Annotated in this window: 20 protein-coding genes; 6 read left to right on the top strand and 14 right to left on the bottom strand. The window is 59.5% G+C overall.

Annotated features, from left to right (window positions below; all coding sequences use genetic code 11):
• Positions 1-48: 48 nt before the first annotated feature.
• The 5 genes from GGD50_RS08930 to lgt form a co-directional block, all read right to left on the bottom strand.
• Complete coding sequence (locus tag GGD50_RS08930) at positions 49-942, bottom strand: hypothetical protein (protein WP_107108650.1); 894 nt, start codon at positions 940-942, stop codon at positions 49-51.
• Positions 943-997: 55 nt separating this feature from the next.
• Positions 998-2,149 (bottom strand): M24 family metallopeptidase, encoded by a 1,152-nt coding sequence (locus GGD50_RS08935; protein WP_107108649.1) that lies wholly within the window; start codon positions 2,147-2,149, stop codon positions 998-1,000.
• Position 2,150: 1 nt separating this feature from the next.
• Complete coding sequence (gene pgeF, locus GGD50_RS08940) at positions 2,151-2,933, bottom strand: peptidoglycan editing factor PgeF (protein WP_107108648.1); 783 nt, start codon at positions 2,931-2,933, stop codon at positions 2,151-2,153.
• Between the two features lie 126 nt (positions 2,934-3,059).
• Positions 3,060-4,157 (bottom strand): class I SAM-dependent methyltransferase, encoded by a 1,098-nt coding sequence (locus GGD50_RS08945; RefSeq protein WP_107108846.1) that lies wholly within the window; start codon positions 4,155-4,157, stop codon positions 3,060-3,062.
• Between the two features lie 78 nt (positions 4,158-4,235).
• On the bottom strand, positions 4,236-5,123 hold the full coding sequence (gene lgt / locus GGD50_RS08950) for a prolipoprotein diacylglyceryl transferase (RefSeq protein WP_107108647.1): 888 nt from the start codon (positions 5,121-5,123) through the stop codon (positions 4,236-4,238).
• 265 nt (positions 5,124-5,388) lie between these two features.
• Here lgt and GGD50_RS08955 point away from each other — a divergent pair, with 265 nt between their 5' ends.
• The 4 genes from GGD50_RS08955 (at position 5,389) to GGD50_RS08970 (ending at position 7,747) form a co-directional block, all read left to right on the top strand.
• The gene (locus tag GGD50_RS08955) at positions 5,389-5,649 is read left to right on the top strand and encodes an accessory factor UbiK family protein (protein ID WP_107108845.1); all 261 of its coding nucleotides are present in this window, start codon (positions 5,389-5,391) and stop codon (positions 5,647-5,649) included.
• A 389-nt stretch (positions 5,650-6,038) separates the two neighbouring features.
• On the top strand, positions 6,039-6,539 hold the full coding sequence (locus GGD50_RS08960) for a type III secretion system chaperone family protein (RefSeq protein WP_107108646.1): 501 nt from the start codon (positions 6,039-6,041) through the stop codon (positions 6,537-6,539).
• Position 6,540: 1 nt separating this feature from the next.
• Complete coding sequence (gene proC / locus GGD50_RS08965) at positions 6,541-7,380, top strand: pyrroline-5-carboxylate reductase (RefSeq protein WP_107108645.1); 840 nt, start codon at positions 6,541-6,543, stop codon at positions 7,378-7,380.
• Between the two features lie 25 nt (positions 7,381-7,405).
• Positions 7,406-7,747, top strand: coding sequence for a tRNA-binding protein (locus GGD50_RS08970; RefSeq protein WP_107108844.1), 342 nt, complete (start codon positions 7,406-7,408; stop codon positions 7,745-7,747).
• 34 nt (positions 7,748-7,781) lie between these two features.
• Here GGD50_RS08970 and GGD50_RS08975 read toward each other — a convergent pair whose 3' ends face one another.
• The 4 genes from GGD50_RS08975 to GGD50_RS08990 form a co-directional block, all read right to left on the bottom strand.
• Positions 7,782-8,363, bottom strand: coding sequence for a DUF1349 domain-containing protein (locus GGD50_RS08975; protein ID WP_107108644.1), 582 nt, complete (start codon positions 8,361-8,363; stop codon positions 7,782-7,784).
• A gap of 113 nt (positions 8,364-8,476) precedes the next feature.
• Complete coding sequence (locus tag GGD50_RS08980) at positions 8,477-9,856, bottom strand: ATP-binding protein (RefSeq protein WP_107108643.1); 1,380 nt, start codon at positions 9,854-9,856, stop codon at positions 8,477-8,479.
• Positions 9,857-9,872: 16 nt separating this feature from the next.
• Positions 9,873-10,574: a response regulator gene (locus GGD50_RS08985; RefSeq protein ID WP_107108642.1), complete on the bottom strand. Its 702-nt coding sequence runs from the start codon at positions 10,572-10,574 to the stop codon at positions 9,873-9,875.
• Positions 10,575-10,663: 89 nt separating this feature from the next.
• The gene (locus tag GGD50_RS08990) at positions 10,664-11,140 is read right to left on the bottom strand and encodes a MarR family winged helix-turn-helix transcriptional regulator (protein WP_107108641.1); all 477 of its coding nucleotides are present in this window, start codon (positions 11,138-11,140) and stop codon (positions 10,664-10,666) included.
• 258 nt (positions 11,141-11,398) lie between these two features.
• On the opposite strand from GGD50_RS08990, the gene GGD50_RS08995 reads away from it, so the two are divergent.
• Entirely contained in the window at positions 11,399-12,289 is an 891-nt protein-coding gene (locus GGD50_RS08995; RefSeq protein WP_107108640.1) for a branched-chain amino acid aminotransferase, read from the top strand.
• A gap of 72 nt (positions 12,290-12,361) precedes the next feature.
• Here the strand turns inward: GGD50_RS08995 and GGD50_RS09000 are convergent, their stop codons facing one another.
• Complete coding sequence (locus GGD50_RS09000) at positions 12,362-12,622, bottom strand: hypothetical protein (protein WP_107108639.1); 261 nt, start codon at positions 12,620-12,622, stop codon at positions 12,362-12,364.
• Between the two features lie 245 nt (positions 12,623-12,867).
• Positions 12,868-13,485, bottom strand: coding sequence for a DUF1236 domain-containing protein (locus tag GGD50_RS09005; protein ID WP_107108638.1), 618 nt, complete (start codon positions 13,483-13,485; stop codon positions 12,868-12,870).
• Positions 13,486-13,654: 169 nt separating this feature from the next.
• Here GGD50_RS09005 and GGD50_RS09010 point away from each other — a divergent pair, with 169 nt between their 5' ends.
• A complete protein-coding gene (locus GGD50_RS09010) occupies positions 13,655-14,299 on the top strand; it encodes an MBL fold metallo-hydrolase (RefSeq protein ID WP_245407484.1) in 645 nt (214 codons plus the stop codon).
• 144 nt (positions 14,300-14,443) lie between these two features.
• Here the strand turns inward: GGD50_RS09010 and GGD50_RS09015 are convergent, their stop codons facing one another.
• From GGD50_RS09015 to GGD50_RS09025, 3 genes are all read right to left on the bottom strand, one after another.
• On the bottom strand, positions 14,444-14,872 hold the full coding sequence (locus GGD50_RS09015; RefSeq protein WP_107108637.1) for a BA14K family protein: 429 nt from the start codon (positions 14,870-14,872) through the stop codon (positions 14,444-14,446).
• A 148-nt stretch (positions 14,873-15,020) separates the two neighbouring features.
• On the bottom strand, positions 15,021-15,236 hold the full coding sequence (locus GGD50_RS09020) for a cold-shock protein (RefSeq protein ID WP_004116423.1): 216 nt from the start codon (positions 15,234-15,236) through the stop codon (positions 15,021-15,023).
• Positions 15,237-15,736: 500 nt separating this feature from the next.
• Positions 15,737-16,627 carry a DMT family transporter gene (locus GGD50_RS09025; RefSeq protein WP_107108636.1) on the bottom strand — a complete coding sequence of 297 codons (891 nt, stop codon included), beginning with the start codon at positions 16,625-16,627 and terminating at the stop codon, positions 15,737-15,739.
• Between the last annotated feature and the right edge of the window lie 28 nt (positions 16,628-16,655).

Consider the following 16,655-nt stretch of genomic DNA (forward strand, 5'->3'; position numbering starts at 1 on the left):
GCAAGGGGCTAGAGTGCGATAGCTTTCATATTTCTGAAAAGCTTGTGGCTATCCACGGCGAGAGTCGCGCCAAGAATTGAATTCCGACATGGTTTCAGTGGCGATTTTTTGCATGACGGAGGGCGGGATGGCGGCCCACGGATCGCCACGCTTCAGCGGCGCGCTTTCCGATCCCTGGATTCGGTGCAGGCGGGCACCACTGTTGTCGAGAACGTCCCAGACATAGGTCACGGAAATCTGCGGCCCGTCCTGGAAGGCCGAGAGATAGCCCTTCAGGATAAAGCTCGCGCTGGAATCGCTGGAGCTCTTGATCGTCAGGCCGAGCGCGCGGGCCTCTGCGCCAAGCTGACGCGACAGCGGTGTTACTGCCTCAACCGGGGCGCCGATGATCGGCAGGAAGCGGACGCTGTTTCTATCCGTCGCTGCGGCAGGGGGACGGGAGGCTTGCTGTTGTTGCTGTTGTTCAGGCTGCTGATCGTCCTGCTGGTCTTCAGCCGCTTGTTGCCGCTGCGGCTGTGGCTGAGGATCATCGGAGAGGCGGCGGTCGGCCTCGCGCTGCTCGTCGGTTTCCGAAGCCTGCGAATCCTGTGACTGGATGGAGGCGGTCCGCGAGCCGTCGAGCGGGCGGGAGGCATAGGGATTGCGGCCGCCGCTTCTCAGCGCAGCCGCCTGATCGTCGAGCGAGCCACCGCCGCCATAGTTTTGCGACTGATATCCCTGCTGCTGATAGCCCTGCCGCTGATAGCTGTAGCTGTCCTGCGCGGTTTCATAGTTCTGCTGGCGTTGCGGCGCGGCGGCCATGCGCTCGACATCGCGCTGGGTGACGGGGCTGGAGCCGGCATCGCCGATCGTCTCGGGCGGGGTCAGGGCATCCGTCGTGTTGCAGGCGGCGAGCGCGAAGCAGAAGCCAACGGAAACAAACGTTGTCCTGACCAGTCCCATTTACGCGATCCCTTCCTTAGACGGTCACCCCGTTCAGGATCGCTATTTTAAGCCGCTAACGGTTAAGAAATTCGAGCTGGTGACGCGACAAAGATTTTGGAGCCTGAGAGGTCGTCAGGTAGGTCTGGCCGAGCGTCATCGCGGTGCCGGTGTCGGAGTCCATGATGATCATGTGGATGAAGAGCGACATGCCTTCTTCGATCTCCTGCGGATTGCCGATATGGAACATCTGGTGCTCCATCCAGGAGGGCGAGAAGCGGGCGCCGAGCGAGTAGCCGCAGGCATTCAGCCTGTGGCGGGCAAGGCCGCGCTCGTCCATGATCTTGGCATGCATATCGAAGACGTCGCCGAAGGTATGGCCAGGCTTCAGCACCGTTTCGATCGCCTGAATGGTCTCGAGGCAGGCATTGTAGAGTTCGCGGTGGCGGTGCGTGGGGTCGCCAATGACGACCGTGCGCATCATGGCGGCGTGGTAATGGGCATAGGTGCCAGCCCATTCGAGGGTCAACTGGTCATGGGCATCCAGCTTGCGGCGGCCGGCCTTGTAGCGGCAGAGCAGGGCCTCTGCGCCGGAGCCGATGATGAATTCATTGGCGGGATAATCGCCGCCGCCTGAAAAAATCGCGCCCTGCATGGCGGCGAGAATGTCGGCCTCATCGGCGCCGGGCTTGATCAAGGCAAGCGCTGCGTCCAGCGCATCATCGGCGAGCGCGGCGGCGCGCTCGACATAGGCAATTTCCGTCGGGCTTTTGACGAGGCGCAGCCGGCTGACGAGGTAGGAGGCGTCGATGATCTGGCCGAAGGTGGAAATCTGGTTGTCAAGCAAGCGCGCCACGCGGCCAGTCATGCCATGGGTGTCGTATTCGACGCCGATGCGGCTGCCGAGGAGATCGAGCTCGACCAGCAATTCCTTGAGATCGAGCGTCGGATCGGCGTTGACGCGATCAACCCAGATGCGGATGTCGGAAATGACCGATGTGAGCTGTGCCTGGCGAAGGTCGGCCGAGCGGGTCAGCAGCACCATCGTGCCGTCAGCCTTGACCACCAGCGTCTGGAAGAAGCAGTAGCCAAAGGTGTCGTAGCCGGTCAGCCAGTACATGCTTTCCTGCGCGAAGAGCAGCATGGCGTCGAGTTTTTCCTCCTGCATTTTTGCAAGAAGGCGGGCTAGGCGGGCGTCGAATTCGCTGCGCTCGAAATGCAGGGCCATTTTAGAACGTCTCCTCGATGGCAATGGCGGAAATCTGCCGGCCGTAATCCGGCTCCTTCGCGTGCGTGGTGCGGCGATAGGAGAAGAAGCGGTCGGGATCGGGATAGGTACAGAGATTGAGGTTTTCGGCGATCACGCCGGCCTTGCGCAGGCGGTCGATCGTCAGATTTGGCAGGTTGAACATCGCATGACCGGTCCGCTCGGACGGAATGAAGTACTTGGCATAGCTTGGATCGTGGCTGACGAAACGATCCACGAATTCCGGGCCGACCTCGTAGCTCGCCTGGCTGATCGAGGGGCCAAGGCAGGCCATAATCGTCTCCCGCTTGGCGCCAAGCGCAAGCATGGCTTCGATGGTGTTTTCCAGGACGCCTGTCAGTGCGCCCTTCCAGCCGGCATGGGCGGCACCGATCACCCGGTTTGCAGGATCGGCGAAGAGGATCGGCCCGCAATCGGCGGCGAGCACGCCGAGCACAATCCCCGGCGTCGCCGTCACCATGGCGTCGGCTTGCGGGCGAGTGCCGTCATAGTTCGCGTCGACTGCAATCACGTCGGGCGAATGGATTTGATGTACGGTTGCAAGCCGTTCCAACGGCAGGCCGAACCAGGCGGCGACGCGACGACGATTTTCCTGGACATGCTCCCGACTGTCGTTGGAACCGAGGCCGACATTCAATCCGCGATAAAGGCCCTCTGAAACGCCGCCGTCACGGGTGAAATAACCGTGACGGATGCCGGCGCTCTTGGCGGCGCTCAGCAGCGTGCTTTCGATCGGAGTCGGCAATGCTGCGTCCCTTGATATGTTCTTTCGTGCTGGAAATAACGCTTCTGTGGCGAAGCGGTTCGATTTGAGGGGGATGTTGGCCCAGCGATGCGCGTTCTGTCAATCCGCGGAAGTCAATAGTGTTGATCAGCGGACTGGACGAAAGGGCAAAAGATCGATCGCCGGACTGGAGACGGCCAGCACCTTGAAAAGCTCACCCATCTTGCCTTCGCCGGCGCCAGCGAGCCGTTCGGCGGCGGCGCGGATGTTCTCTTGCATAGCGGCGTCGTGGTCGCGGCCAAGCGCTGCAGCCCGCTCCAGCAGTCCAAGGCCGATGAGAAAATCGCCTTGATGACAGCATCCGTTGATATGCAGGCCGGATGCGAGAGCGGTTTCGGCCAGATGCTGGAAATCGACATGGCTGGTAAGGTCCGCTTCGCCGGGGTGTTCCAGTGGTGGGTCGTATTCATGCATGCGCACGGCCTGCAGCGTATCGCCGAAGCCTGTTGCCATATGGCCGTAATCTATGGCGAGCGCTGTGCCGCCATGGGCTGCGATCCGGTCGCAGATCGTCGTCATGACCGCCTGACGGGCAGGGGCGATCTCGAAGATCGTGCCGATCGGCGGCAGCGGCCCGGCGGGAAGAAGCGCGGGGTCGAGGCTCGCGACGCCGGCCGTGAAAGTCAGCTCGTCATCGACGTCGAGCCCCACCGTGCGCTCGCGAAAACCGTTAGCGGTGCGGACGAACTGGCGAATGGGAATGGCGTCGAACAGTTCGTTGGCGGCAAGAAGCGTGAAGCCCGCCGGTACGTCATCGAAATCCGAATGCCAGGAAACCTTATCGCCATGCGCTTCAAGCGTCTGGCGCTGAAACCCCTGCAGCCGCTCGCTGGTCTCGACCAGATGCACGCTCATCGCGTCATAGAGCGGCGGCGCGAGCTTGGCGATGACGCGCAGCATATCCGCCATCATCGTGCCGCGGCCGGGGCCGATTTCGACGAGGCGGATATCGGCCGGCGTGCCGTGGCGCTGCCAGGCATGCACCATGAAGACGCCGATCATCTCGCCGAAAAGCTGGCTGATCTCGGGTGCCGTGACAAAATCGCCCATGCGGCCGAAGGGCTCACGCGTCTTGTAGTAGCCATGCTGCGGATCGGCGAGGCAGAGCGAGAAAAAGTCGGTGATGCTGATCGGTCCGTTGGCGCGGATGATGGCTTTGATTTTTTCTCCGAGCGCGGTCGTCATCATTTGGTCTCGCTAAAGCATGGTCCCGAAAAATATGAAACGGCTTCCGGGCGGATCATGCGACATTAAACCTAGAGTTCAAGCCGTCTGTCTGGCTGCAACGTGGCGGGCGCGGATCACGGCCCACAGGCCGATCGCTACCATCGGCAGGGAGAGCACCATGCCCATGGTCAGCCAGTTCGTGCCAAGCAGATAGCCGAGCTGTTCGTCAGGCTGACGGAAGAATTCGACGAAAATGCGCGAGCAGGCGTAACCGATGACAAAGACGCCGCTGACGGTGCCGGGCTTCTTCAGCGCCAACGCCCAGCGCGTGAGGATGAAGAGGACGGTGAAGAGCACGATGCCCTCGATGCCCGCTTCATAGAGCTGGCTGGGGTGGCGCGGATCAAGGCCGGCAGGGCAGGCGCCCTGGTGAGCGGCGATGATATGCGGGCTGCAGAAAATCATTGCCCAGGGCACATCGGTGGTCCGGCCCCAGAGTTCGCCATTGATGAAATTGGCGATGCGGCCGAAGAAAAGGCCGATCGGGGCGACGGCGGCGACGATATCGAACAGGCTCCAGGCCGGAATCTTGTTGCGATTGGCAAACAAAATCATGGCGATGGTCGTGCCAATCAATCCACCGTGGAAAGACATGCCGCCATTCCAGACCTCGATGGCGCGAATCGGATTGGCGAGTACCGGATCGAGATCGTAGAACAGGATGTAACCAATGCGTCCGCCGAGCACGATGCCGAAGGCCACCCACAGAAGAAAGTCGTCCAGGTGCGCCCGCGTCACCGGCGCGGTGTCGTTCAGCCAAAGCTTGCCATTGTCGACGAGCCGTCTCGCATAGAACCAGCCGAGCAGAATGCCAGCAACATAGGCAAGACCGTACCAGTGGACCGACAGCGGGCCGAGCGAAAAGGCGATCGGATTGATATCCGGAAACGGCAGGATGGCGGCAAGATTGGCTGATGTCAGCAAGATTTTCGCGTCCGTTACAGCATGATTCCCAAAAACTCTGTGCGTTTTTTTGGATAAGAGCATGCTAAATCCAATGTGCGCGGAACATGGCGTTCACTATTGAAACGGTCAAGTCGATTATTCGTGTGTCTCGCAGAGCGGGACTGGTTGTCCCGCTCTATCTCAATTTGCTTGCATCGGACCCTGGGAAATCTTACCTCAGATCTATCTGGCCCCTCATATGATGCCGTCCATTTTCGGGGCCGACGGCCGCAAGGAGATCACTATGAGCACTGGACCGAACCGTATCTTGGATGAATTCGCCAAGCTGATGACCGATGCCGCCGGTGCTGCCCAGGGCGTGCGCCGCGAGATCGAAACCGCGTTCAATGCCCAGGCCGAGCGTTGGCTGAACAGCCTGGATATCGTCAAGCGCGAGGAGTTCGAAGCCGTTCGCGAAATGGCGATCAAGGCACGCGACGAAAACGAAGCGCTGCTTGCCAGAATCGAAGCGCTGGAAGCGCGTCTTTCCTCCGAAAGCAAGTAATCGCAATTCATTTTGCGTAAAATCGGCGCGGCACGCGTCTGCCGCGCATTTTTCCTCTAAAATTTTCGACAGTTTTTCCACCTGTGGACACAGGCAAAAAAGCCAATCGTCAGAGTCAGTTATGACTCCCTTCTGAATAGACGTCGGAGGAGCTGTCCACAGCGCCCTTCGCCAAATCTCCGATGAGGGGCTGGCATGTCGGGCATGCCGTTATACACTGATTTTAAATGATGATTCGAAACGGACTTGGTAAGCTCCGGGCAGGGTGGATGCGTTAGTCTGGCAGCCGTTCAACATCATCCCGAGGATGTTTCCGGAGTAAAACTGTTTGCGTTCTTTCAGTGTTCGAGCACGGGAAGCTGCATTCATTCCGGTCAAAAAGGTGCTGCATGAGCCTTATGGAATTGGAAATCGAACGACAATCGAATCCGGTCGATATGATCGAATTCGTAGCCGCCAATAACGACTGGTCGTTCGAGCGGTCCGGCGAGGATGAAATCGCCATGACCGTCGAAGGTCGATGGACGGATTATCATGTCTCCTTTTCGTGGATGGAGGAGTTCGAGGCGTTGCACATTGCCTGCGCCTTCGACATCAAGGTTCCCGATCCTCGTGTCAACGAGGTCATCAAGCTGCTGTCCTGCATCAATGGTCAGGTGCTGATGGGACATTTCGATCTGTGGCGGCAGGAGGATATCGTGATCTTCCGTCAGTCGCTGCTGCTTTCCGGCGGCGCCGAGCCGACCAACCGGCAGGTGGAAGTGCTGCTGTCCAATGCCCTTGACACCTGTGAGGCTTATTATCAGGCCTTCCAATTTGTAGTATGGTCCGGCCTTGACGCAAATCGCGCCATGGAAGCCGTTCTTTTCGAAACCGTGGGCGAAGCCTGATATGGCAACAGAGGCATCATCGAGCGCTTTTGCATCCTCCGATCCCATCATCCTGATCGGGGCCGGGAACATGGGCGGCGCTCTGTTGACGGGGTGGCTGAAAAACGGCGTGCCGGGTTCCTCGGTAACTGTCGTCGATCCCAAGCCGTCCGAGGCGATGCTGAAGTTGATCGCCGATGCCGGCGCGAAGCATGTTGCCGGCGTTCCCGAAGGGGTTATCGCCGGCGTTCTCTTCATTGCGGTGAAGCCGCAGGTTATGGAAGCCGTATTGCCGCCGTTCAAGGCGTCGATCGGACCGAGTACGGTGGTGGTGTCGATCGCTGCCGGCAAGACGCTTGCGTTCCTTGAGCAAAGCCTGGGTGAAGCGGCGATGGTGCGCGCCATGCCGAACACGCCGGCGATGGTCGGCCGTGGCGTCACCGGCGCGTTTGCCAACGCCAAAGTCGGCGAGCGCCAGCGACAGTTGGTGCAAAATCTTCTGAAGGTGTCCGGTCCAGTCGAATGGGTGCCGGCGGAGGCCGATATCGATGCCGTAACGGCCGTTTCCGGCAGCGGGCCGGCTTATGTCTTTTATCTCGTCGAGTGCATGGCGGAGGCAGGCCGGAAGCTCGGCCTGCAGGCGGACCTCGCCATGCGCCTCGCACGGGAAACTGTCGCGGGGGCTGGTGAATTGTTGCATCAGTCCCCCGATGACGCTTCGCGTCTGCGTCAGAATGTGACGTCTCCCGGCGGAACCACTGCCGCCGCCCTTGCCGTTCTGATGGCGGAAGATGGCATGCAGCCTCTGTTCGACGAGGCGCTGGAGGCAGCGCGCAAGCGCGCGCAGGAACTGGCGGGCTAATCTCCCTGTATCAAGAGGTATGCGTATGGCGGAAGAGATCACCTATGGCGATTTCGAGCGGGTGGATATCCGCGTCGGCACGATCATCGAGGCGGAGCCTTTTCCGGAAGCACGCAAGCCGGCCTTCAAGTTGAAGATCGATTTCGGACCGGAGATCGGCATCAAGCGCTCCTCGGCGCAGATCACCGTCCACTACACACCGGAATCCCTCGTCGGCCGCCAGGTCCTCGGCGTCGTCAATTTTCCGCCGCGCCAGATCGGGCCCGTCCGCTCCGAAGTGCTGACCCTCGGCTTCGAGGATGAAGCCGGCGCGATCGTGCTTGCAGCAGTGACCCAGCCGGTGCCGAATGGCAGGAAGATGATGTGATTTTGCCTTCTCCCCTCGGGGAGAAGGTAATCTGTCAGTGAATCTCCCGCGACACGGGATCTGTCACACTGAAATCCAGAAATTCTGCCTCGAAACCTTCGCGCTGGGGTGAGCAGAAGACGGGGCCGATGGAGACGTCTTCGAGGGCCGGATCGAACCAGGCGAGGCGGGCCATGCGCCACTCGCTCATCTTGTCGGTGCGGTATTGGATGAAAAGCGCGTCGCCGTTGCGGGTCACCCGCGCCGACAGCGCCTCAAACTCATGATCGAGCCGGAAGGCGGACCAGTCGGAATTGCCGTTGGTGACGACAACGCTGAAATGTTTGGCGCCGTCGGTATATTCGATCCCGCATTTCATCCAGTGCGTGTCGTCATGGCGGACCATCAGCCCGGCCTGATCGTAGAGTTCGCGATAGTGGCCGATGAAGGTGATCTCGGCGGTAAAGTCGCCGTGCCACTGCCGGCCGAGGAAATGGCCGTCGTCGCGGTGGAAGCCGTAATAGGTTCCCTGCCAGAAATCGGTCTTGTCGCCGGAACGGACGAAAAGCCGGCCGTTGTTCATTTCCCAGGTCGGTGGCAGATTGAGCCAATGCATGTCGTTGATATCGATCGGCATGCACTGTCCTCTCTTTGAGCAATTCCAGGAAAAGTGCGAAGTGATTTTCCGTCCGGAATGCGTAAAACAAAGGGATAGAGTGGGAAAGCGATTCCGTGAAACGCTAAGCCGCTCTAGGCCGGAATGCGGATGGTGGCGCGCAGGCCCCCGAGCGGGCTGTCGCCGAGCGTGACGTTGCCGCCATGGCTGCGCGCGATGTCGCGGGCAATAGCAAGGCCGAGACCCGTGCCGGAATTGTCGAGATTGCGCGCCTCGTCCAGCCGGAAGAACGGCTTGAACACATCCTCGCGCGCATTGACGGGAATGCCGGGGCCGTCATCGTCGAAATTGATCGTCAGCCATTTGGGACTGTGCTTGGCCTCGATGCGCAGCGTGTGCGCATAGCGGCGTGCATTGGAGGCGAGGTTCGTCACCAGCCGTGTAAACGCGTTCGGACGGACGGAGATTTCATCGTCGCCATCGATGGAGAAGCTGATGGATTTGCCGTGCAGCGAGAAGTCCTGCTCGACCTTGTCGAGAATATCGCTGAGCCGAAGCTTGCCGACATCCTCTTCCGCCTCGCCGCGAGCGAAGGCCATATAGCCTTCCAACATGCTCTGCATATCCTCGACGTCCTCGTTAAGGCCGACGAGATCGGGATTGTCGCCGACAAGGGCGAGCTGCAGTTTGAAGCGCGTGAGCACGGTGCGCAGGTCATGGCTGACGCCGGAGAGCATCGCCGTGCGCTGCTCGATCTGCCGTTCGATGCGCTCGCGCATCAGGATGAACGCGAGGCCGGCGCGGCGAACCTCGTCGGCGCCGCGTGGCGAATAATTCTCCAGCCGCTGCCCCTTGCCGAAGCTCTCTGCAGCCTGCGTCAGCGCCAGGATCGGCCGGATCTGGCCGCGCAGGAACAGCACGGCAATGCCGATCAGCACCAGCGATGTGCCGACCATCCAAAGAATGAAGATATGCGTATTCGAGGCGTAGGTCTGGCTGCGCTTGGCAAAGACGCGCAGCACTTTATCCGGCAGCTTGACGCGAATTTCGACCAGGCTGGAATTGCCGACCGTATCGACCCAGAAGGGGAGATTGATCTGATCGCGGATTTCGTCGCTCAAGATGCCATCGAGAATCGAGAAGAACGGTTTCTCGCGCGGCGGCGGCAGCTCGCCACCCGGCTCGATCGAGATGGCGAGGTCGAGCTTTTGCCGGGCCATCTGCGTGACAGCGGAATAGTCGGCATCCTGCGGGTAGGTTTGGATAATGTCGATGATGGCGGCAATGTCGCGGGTGGTGGCCATCGACAGGCGCTGGGTCACCATCTGCCAGTGGCGCTCCATGAAGACGATGGTGACGACCGCCTGCAGGATGATCATGGGCAGAATGAAGATCAGCAGCGTGCGCGCAAAAAGGCCGGTCGGCAGCCGTCGCCGCCACCAGCGCGAAAGCCAGCGCATGCCATTGGAGGGCGTGTGCTCCTGATCGCGCCTGATCGAGTCGAATGTCACCATCGCCGCTGATCCTAGGTTAATCTATGCTCAGCCGGTAGCCGATGCCGCGCACCGTCTGCAGCCAGATGGGGTTGGCCGGATCGTCCTCGATCTTGCGGCGCAGGCGGTTGATCTGCACGTCGATGGTGCGCTCGCCGACTTCGGCGTCGGTGCCGATCAGTTCGTGGCGGGGGATCGTGTCGCCGGCGCGCTTGGCAAAGAGCAGCATGATTTCCTGCTCGCGGTCGGTCAGGCGGATAAGCTCGGAGGCCTTCTTCAGCTCCTTGCGGGTCAGCGAGAAGGTGTAGGGGCCGAACATCACCTGTTCGATCTTCGGCGCGTCGGCAGGCGCGTTGCGACGCAGGATATTGTTGATGCGCAGTACCAGTTCGCGCGGATCGAACGGCTTAGGCAGATAGTCGTCGGCGCCTGCTTCCAAGCCGGCGATGCGGGCTTCGGACTCGGCAAGGGCGGTCAGCATGATGATCGGGATGTTCTTTATGGCGCGAAGGCTCGCGGTCAGCGAGATTCCGGATTCGCCAGGCATCATCACGTCCATGATGATCAGGTCGAAATCGAGCCCTTCGAGCTTGCGGCGGGCCTCGGCGCCATCGGCGGCGGCCGTCACGCGGAATCCCTTTTCCATGAGATAACGGTTGAGAAGGGCGCGGATACGCGTGTCGTCATCCACGACCAGGAGGTGCGCTGCATCGTCCGAAATTGCTGTCTTTGTCGTCATTCAATCCGTCTCGATCTTGTTCTATCCGTTTGATTGATATGATCTTATCCAAGACACCGCCTTGCGGCTCTTCGGTCCGAGACCATAACTTAGTCCTGCATTCCCCTCAGGAACCTTTTGACGCTTTCGCGCGTCGCATCGGACGCGCCTTCGAATGCCCGTTCAATACGGCGCGATTGCGGCTCGGCCAGCGCCAATGCCAAATCGCGGCCGGCTTGTGTGGGGTAGAGCTTACGCTGCCGACGATCCTCAGGCCCGGTTACCTGATGAATATACCCTGAATCGATCAATTGTTTGAGAACCCGCGCCAAACTCTGTTTGGTGATCTTCAATGTTTCCAACAGGTCCGCAACCGTCATGCCGGGTTCGCGGTTAACGAAATGAACGACGCGGTGATGGGCGCGTCCGAATCCACTCTTGTCCAGAATCTGGTCGGGATCGGACACGAAGTCCCGATAGGCAAAGAAAAGCAGCTCGATGATCTCGAAATCGATGATCCCCGCATTCTCCATCGGCGTCGCCAGCAGCTCCGGTTTTGCTGCTTTTTGGCTCGTCTGTCGTGGCACCTTGGCATTTCCTTTCTTATTTTGGGGCAATCGGGAAACTTACGCAAAAATATGTCAGCATTATTGACGTATTTTTACGCCGCTGCTAGTTTTTCGCCGATCTTGCGCCGCCCGGACGGATATGGCCATATTTGGAAACTAAGCCCGGCTGCGCAAAACTCCAACACGTCTCATATTTTCCCCACTTGCATCGTGGATAATGCGGAATGGGGACAACAATCAACTGTCATGGCGTCCGGGCGCCGGAGGAGAAGCAAGATGGCATCGGTTCCTTTTGATCAACTGGATGGGGAGATCTGGTTCAACGGCGAGTTCGTGCCCTGGAAGGACGCTAAGATTCATGTGCTGACCCATGGTTTGCACTATGCAAGCGCGGTCTTCGAGGGCGAGCGCGCCTATGGCGGCCGGGTCTTCAAGCTGACGGAGCACAATCAGCGTCTTCACAAGTCCGCCGACATCCTCGGTTTCAAGATTCCCTACAGCGTTGCCGAGTTGGATGCGGCGACAATCGAATTGTTGAAGCGTCAGGGCTTTTCCGAGGCCTATGTGCGCCCGATCGCCTGGCGCGGCAGCGAGATGATGGGCGTGTCCGCCCAGAACAACCGCATCAATGTTGCGATCGCGATCTGGCAATGGGGCAGCTATTTCAATCCGGCCGAAAAGCTGAAGGGCATCCGCCTCGATATCGCCGAATATCGCCGTCCCGATCCGAAGACTGCGCCTTGCGCCTCGAAGGCCGCCGGCCTCTACATGATCTGCACCATCTCCAAACATGCGGCCGAGGCCAAGGGCTATGCCGACGCGATGATGCTCGATTACCGCGGCCAGGTGGCGGAGGCGACGGGCGCCAATATCTTCTTCGTCAAGGACGGTGTCATCCATACGCCGACGCCGGATTGCTTCCTGAACGGCATCACGCGCCAGACGGTGATCGAACTCGCCAAACGCCGCGGACTGCAGGTGATCGAACGGGCGATCATGCCGGAAGAACTTCCCGATTTCAGCGAATGCTTCCTGACCGGTTCGGCGGCGGAAGTAACTCCGGTCTCGGAAATCGGACCTTATCGTTTCACGCCGGCATCGATCAGCGAAACGCTGATGAACGATTACATGAAGGAAGTGTATCCGACTGCGGCTGCCGCCGCATAAGGATGTAGAACAGCTTACGAAAGCCGGGTGCGGCTGGTTCGCCCCGGCTTTTATTCTGTCCGATGCCTCGTCTTATTTCCGGCCGAGAACCGCGCCGACGATCGCCGAGAGCACGCCACCGGCGATCAGCGAGGAAATGCCCTGCGCGATAAGGCCGGTCAGCGCCTCGCTGCCGATCAGGTTGAGGATGAGGCCGCCGCCCAGACCGCCGACGGCGCCGGCAATCGTTCTGGCGACGATATTGATCCCTTCCTGCTTCAGGGCGGCGCTGGCCGCGTTACCGCCGATTGCACCGGCGATCAGTTGCGTGATGATTGGCCCCAGACTTTCCATGATTACCTTCTCCCCTTGTCCCGGAATCCCTTTCCGGAATGCCCTCTGCCACGTCCCGGATTGAGCCTCGGGAGTGGCGGTAATCTCTATCGATATTAGAAATACATCATGTATCGGCCGGTGGAAACAGGAAGGCAACTCACACGGGAGAATTCCGCAACAATCCGATGGAAAGTCCGCGCAAAAAGAGCGGCGGCCCCTCGGCCGCCGGCGATTTTGACGAATTGCTGCTTAGCAGCAGCGATTCATTGATACACGTAGACGATGCGGCGGGTATTCGGATCGACCAGCACCGGCTGACGGTTCACTTCCACGTAGCTGTATTGATAATCCGGGATACGGTGGATGACGACGCTTTGCGGCAGGGTGGCGCCGACTACGACGTTGCCGCGCAGCCGCACGGTGTTGACCCGGTTCTGGGTGATATAGGTACGGACTTCAGTCGGCGGGGCGACGGCATCGACCTCACTCACCGGGCCGATCAATTCGTCGTCCGGCGATGGGGAAACGCTGCCCGTCGTCGTCTGATCGGTTGTGCTATAGGTTATGGTTGGTACGCCGAGCTGACTGTAGTGCTCCTCGACGACGACCGGATTGCCGTTCTGCTCGACGCTCAAGGCCTCGGCGTCTACCCAGCCGCGCATGCCGTTGACATCGATGCGGCACCAGCTACTGCCTTGGATGCAGCCGTCGAGGCTCGCTTCAGAGCCGCGGGTTGCCATGCCGACACTTGGATACTGCGGACCAGGGCCGGTGCGAACGTCGAGATCGGTCGCAGTTGTCGCCGACATCTGCGCTTGCGCCAACCCGGCGCTGCCCAGGAGCACCACCCCCATCAGCAGCAAGTTTCTCTTTGCAAACATTGGCCTTTCTCCTTTGCTTTGGCAGTCTACCTTTGCAAACGCTCGCAAAGGCGGAGGGTTCCGCCGCACTGTCCGGCAGTCTCGGCATTTTCCGGGGAGGAGGGGCTGTTTTGCCTGGTGTTTGGGATTATATCGGCGGGATATGCATTCAACAGACGAGGCGCTTCCCATGGGCATGCTCCAGGCCGGCATCATTCCGGTGACACCCTTCGAACAGAACTGCACCATCTTGTTCGATCCGGAAACGAAGGAGGGAGTCGTGGTGGATCCCGGCGGCGACGTCGACGTCGTCCTGCAGACGGTGCGCGAAAATGGCATTGTGCTGAAGGCGATCTGGCTGACGCACGGTCATATCGACCATGCCGGCGGCGCTGACGAACTTCGGGAGGCGCTCGGTCTGGAGGTCATTGGCCCGCATGAAGACGATCGCCCGCTGCTGCAGGATATCGAGGCGAAGAGCAAGATGTTCAACATCGAGGGCGTTCGCAACGTGGTGCCGGATCGGTTCCTGAAGGACGGTGACAAGGTTTCCTTCGGCGAGCATGAGTTCGAAGTCTTCCATTGTCCCGGCCATGCCCCGGGCCATGTCATCTATTTCAACAGAGCGCAGAAATTCGCCCATGTCGGCGACGTGCTGTTTCATGGCTCGATCGGCCGTACCGACCTGCCGGGCGGCAATCACCAGCAGCTTTTGGAATCGATCCGCGACAAGGTATTTCCCTTAGGCGACGACGTCGGCTTCATCTGCGGCCATGGCCCTGGTGGCCAGATCGGCGAGGAGCGCCGCACCAATCCTTTTCTGCGTGGACTTTAAAGCAGCGGTTTTCCGTCCGGAATTGCGTAAAAACAAAAGGATAGAGCGGTTCAGCAGTTCCTTGAACCGCTGAACCGCTCTGAGCCAAAATAAAAGCGCCGCTCGATGGCGGCGCTTTCTTTCAAGAGATTAGCTTGTGTAGGGTTAGTTGGCTGTGCAGAAGTGGCGCATGCCATCGTAGCCGAGATAGGTGCCGCTGCGGCCGTCGAAGCTGCTGTAGCGATCGTAGCAATAGCGCATCCACTGGGAAGACCACGGGCGTAAGCCGACAGGCTGCGGAGCGTAATAACTGACGTCACGCTCGACATAGACGCGGCGCGGCGCGGCGCGATAGTAGTAGGGCTGGGGCGCATAGTCGGGGTCGACGTAGACCGGGTCAGGTTCGACATAGCGCGGCTGGCTGGCGATCGCCGAACCGACAATCAGGCCGGTGGCGAGACCTGCGGCGCCAATCGCCCAACCCTCTCCATTGTGATGATGCCAGTGATCGTCGGCCGAAGCTGTGGAAATCGTCGTCAGCGTCAGGGCTGCAGCGACGGCGGACATTAGGAGCGATTTGCCGAGCATGTTCATTAGTCTGTCCTCTAAGGGGAACCGGGAAGACCGTAGTTCCCAATCTTTCATGGAGGCCATGACTAGACGCGGCAAGCTGAATGCAGACTGAATGACAAAACCCGGCATCACTGCCGGGCTTCAACTCGAATGAAAGCCGTAAGGCGTCTCAGCCCGCAATCTGAAGATTGACGGCCTTCGGTCCCTTGCCGCGGCGATCCGGTTCCGTGTCGAAGCTTACCTTCTGGTTTTCCGACAAACCTGCCAGACCAGAAGCCTGTACTGCGGAAATGTGCACAAAGATGTCCGCGCCACCCTTGTCCGGTTTGATGAAACCGAAGCCCTTATCGGTATTGAAAAACTTTACAGTGCCAGTCTCGGCCATGCCTCAGGTCCTTTTCTCTCTGCCCACCATCCACACGGGCAGCATTGCTGTATTGCCCTTGCGGGCGCTTGCAGGCAGTTCTCGCAATTTGAAGGAAAAGGTCCCCTATACCTCGGCGTGGTTTCGAAGCGAATTCGCGCATCCGTTTCTCAACCAAGCTGACCGGAATAATTTAGCGTTTCCGGCGCGCAACTCTATTAAGGACTTCCCATGCTCTAAAAATGCCCGAACAGCGGTGAGAGTGCTGTGTTTATTGGGAATTGGCAAGCAAAAGTTTTTTAACGTGTTCTGGTGAGCACACTGCCGTAATGCAAGTGTGTTAGCGCGAATCGCAAATTTTCCCACGCCGAGAATGGGTTTCTAAGGTTTTTGTATCGTTTGCGATATAATTTTGGCGAAATTTTCCCAAATGATATAGCCAAAATCCATCTTTTGGATCATTCGAAAAAATTTCATTAAGAGCCGTTCAAAACAGCCATAACGCGTATTTTCAACAATTTTCACGCGATGGCGCCGCGTCGCCGAACGAGTTCCGGCACCAATTCCACGGCAAGCATGGCGACAAACATCAGGGAGCAGCCGGCATAGCCTAGCGGCCCCATGGTTTCACCGAGCAGCAGGCTGCCCAGCGAGGCACCGAACAGAGCCTCCGAAGAGAGGAAGATCGCAGCCTGCGGCGCGGTTGTGTAACGCTGGCCGATGACCTGCAGCACGAATGCGAGGCCGGACGAAAAGATGCCGACATAGAGGATTTCGCCCAGCGCGCCTTGGATAGCGGCGATGCTGATCGGCTCGGCAATCACAGCGACCCCAAGGGCTGCGACTGCAGTGACCGCAAATTGCATCGTGGAGATTCCGAGCGGCCGGCCGGTTTCGTTGACGGAAGAGCCGGCGAGGGTGATCTGCGCTGCCCAGAAGAGGGCGCAGATGACGGTCAGGAAATCGCCGACCGTCAGCCGCGAGAAGGAGCCACCGGACAAGAGATAGATCCCGGCAAGCGCCGTCAGTGCCGCCGGCCAGACGATCCAATGCGGCGGGCGGCGCAGGAAGACGACGGCGATCAGCGGCACGAAGACGACATAGAGGCCGGTGATGAAACTGGAATTGGTGACGGTCGTCGTCAAAAGCCCGATCTGCTGCGTTGCCGCTCCACCGAAGAGCGCGACGCCGACGAGGAAAAAGGAAAGCCAGTTCCGGCGCGTCAGAGGTTTCTTGGCCTTGCGGTTTTCCATCCAGACGAAGGGCAGGACGACGATGGTGGCGACGGCGAAGCGCAGGCCGATGAACCAGAACGGTCCGATCGCCTTCATCGCGGTAGACTGCGCGACGAAGCCTCCGCCCCAGATGGCGGCAGCCAACAACAATACCAAATTCGCCTGTATGCGAGTCATCTGCATCCTACGGGAGAGGGAAAGAGGC

This window comes from Martinezella paranaensis, assembly GCF_014200235.1.
Classification (GTDB): Bacteria; Pseudomonadota; Alphaproteobacteria; order Rhizobiales; family Rhizobiaceae; genus Rhizobium; species Rhizobium paranaense.

Bases quoted from the DNA above. Each gene is read 5' to 3' on its own strand.
- GGD50_RS08930 (WP_107108650.1), bottom strand. From the start codon at position 942: ATGGGACTGGTCAGGACAACGTTTGTTTCCGTTGGCTTCTGCTTCGCG.
- GGD50_RS08935 (WP_107108649.1), bottom strand. From the start codon at position 2,149: ATGGCCCTGCATTTCGAGCGCAGCGAATTCGACGCCCGCCTAGCCCGC.
- GGD50_RS08945 (WP_107108846.1), bottom strand. From the start codon at position 4,157: ATGACGACCGCGCTCGGAGAAAAAATCAAAGCCATCATCCGCGCCAAC.
- GGD50_RS08955 (WP_107108845.1), top strand. From the start codon at position 5,389: ATGAGCACTGGACCGAACCGTATCTTGGATGAATTCGCCAAGCTGATG.
- GGD50_RS08960 (WP_107108646.1), top strand. From the start codon at position 6,039: ATGAGCCTTATGGAATTGGAAATCGAACGACAATCGAATCCGGTCGAT.
- proC (WP_107108645.1), top strand. From the start codon at position 6,541: ATGGCAACAGAGGCATCATCGAGCGCTTTTGCATCCTCCGATCCCATC.
- GGD50_RS08970 (WP_107108844.1), top strand. From the start codon at position 7,406: ATGGCGGAAGAGATCACCTATGGCGATTTCGAGCGGGTGGATATCCGC.
- GGD50_RS08975 (WP_107108644.1), bottom strand. From the start codon at position 8,363: ATGCCGATCGATATCAACGACATGCATTGGCTCAATCTGCCACCGACC.
- GGD50_RS08980 (WP_107108643.1), bottom strand. From the start codon at position 9,856: ATGGTGACATTCGACTCGATCAGGCGCGATCAGGAGCACACGCCCTCC.
- GGD50_RS08985 (WP_107108642.1), bottom strand. From the start codon at position 10,574: ATGACGACAAAGACAGCAATTTCGGACGATGCAGCGCACCTCCTGGTC.
- GGD50_RS08995 (WP_107108640.1), top strand. From the start codon at position 11,399: ATGGCATCGGTTCCTTTTGATCAACTGGATGGGGAGATCTGGTTCAAC.
- GGD50_RS09000 (WP_107108639.1), bottom strand. From the start codon at position 12,622: ATGGAAAGTCTGGGGCCAATCATCACGCAACTGATCGCCGGTGCAATC.
- GGD50_RS09005 (WP_107108638.1), bottom strand. From the start codon at position 13,485: ATGTTTGCAAAGAGAAACTTGCTGCTGATGGGGGTGGTGCTCCTGGGC.
- GGD50_RS09010 (WP_245407484.1), top strand. From the start codon at position 13,655: ATGGGCATGCTCCAGGCCGGCATCATTCCGGTGACACCCTTCGAACAG.
- GGD50_RS09015 (WP_107108637.1), bottom strand. From the start codon at position 14,872: ATGAACATGCTCGGCAAATCGCTCCTAATGTCCGCCGTCGCTGCAGCC.
- GGD50_RS09020 (WP_004116423.1), bottom strand. From the start codon at position 15,236: ATGGCCGAGACTGGCACTGTAAAGTTTTTCAATACCGATAAGGGCTTC.
- GGD50_RS09025 (WP_107108636.1), bottom strand. From the start codon at position 16,627: ATGACTCGCATACAGGCGAATTTGGTATTGTTGTTGGCTGCCGCCATC.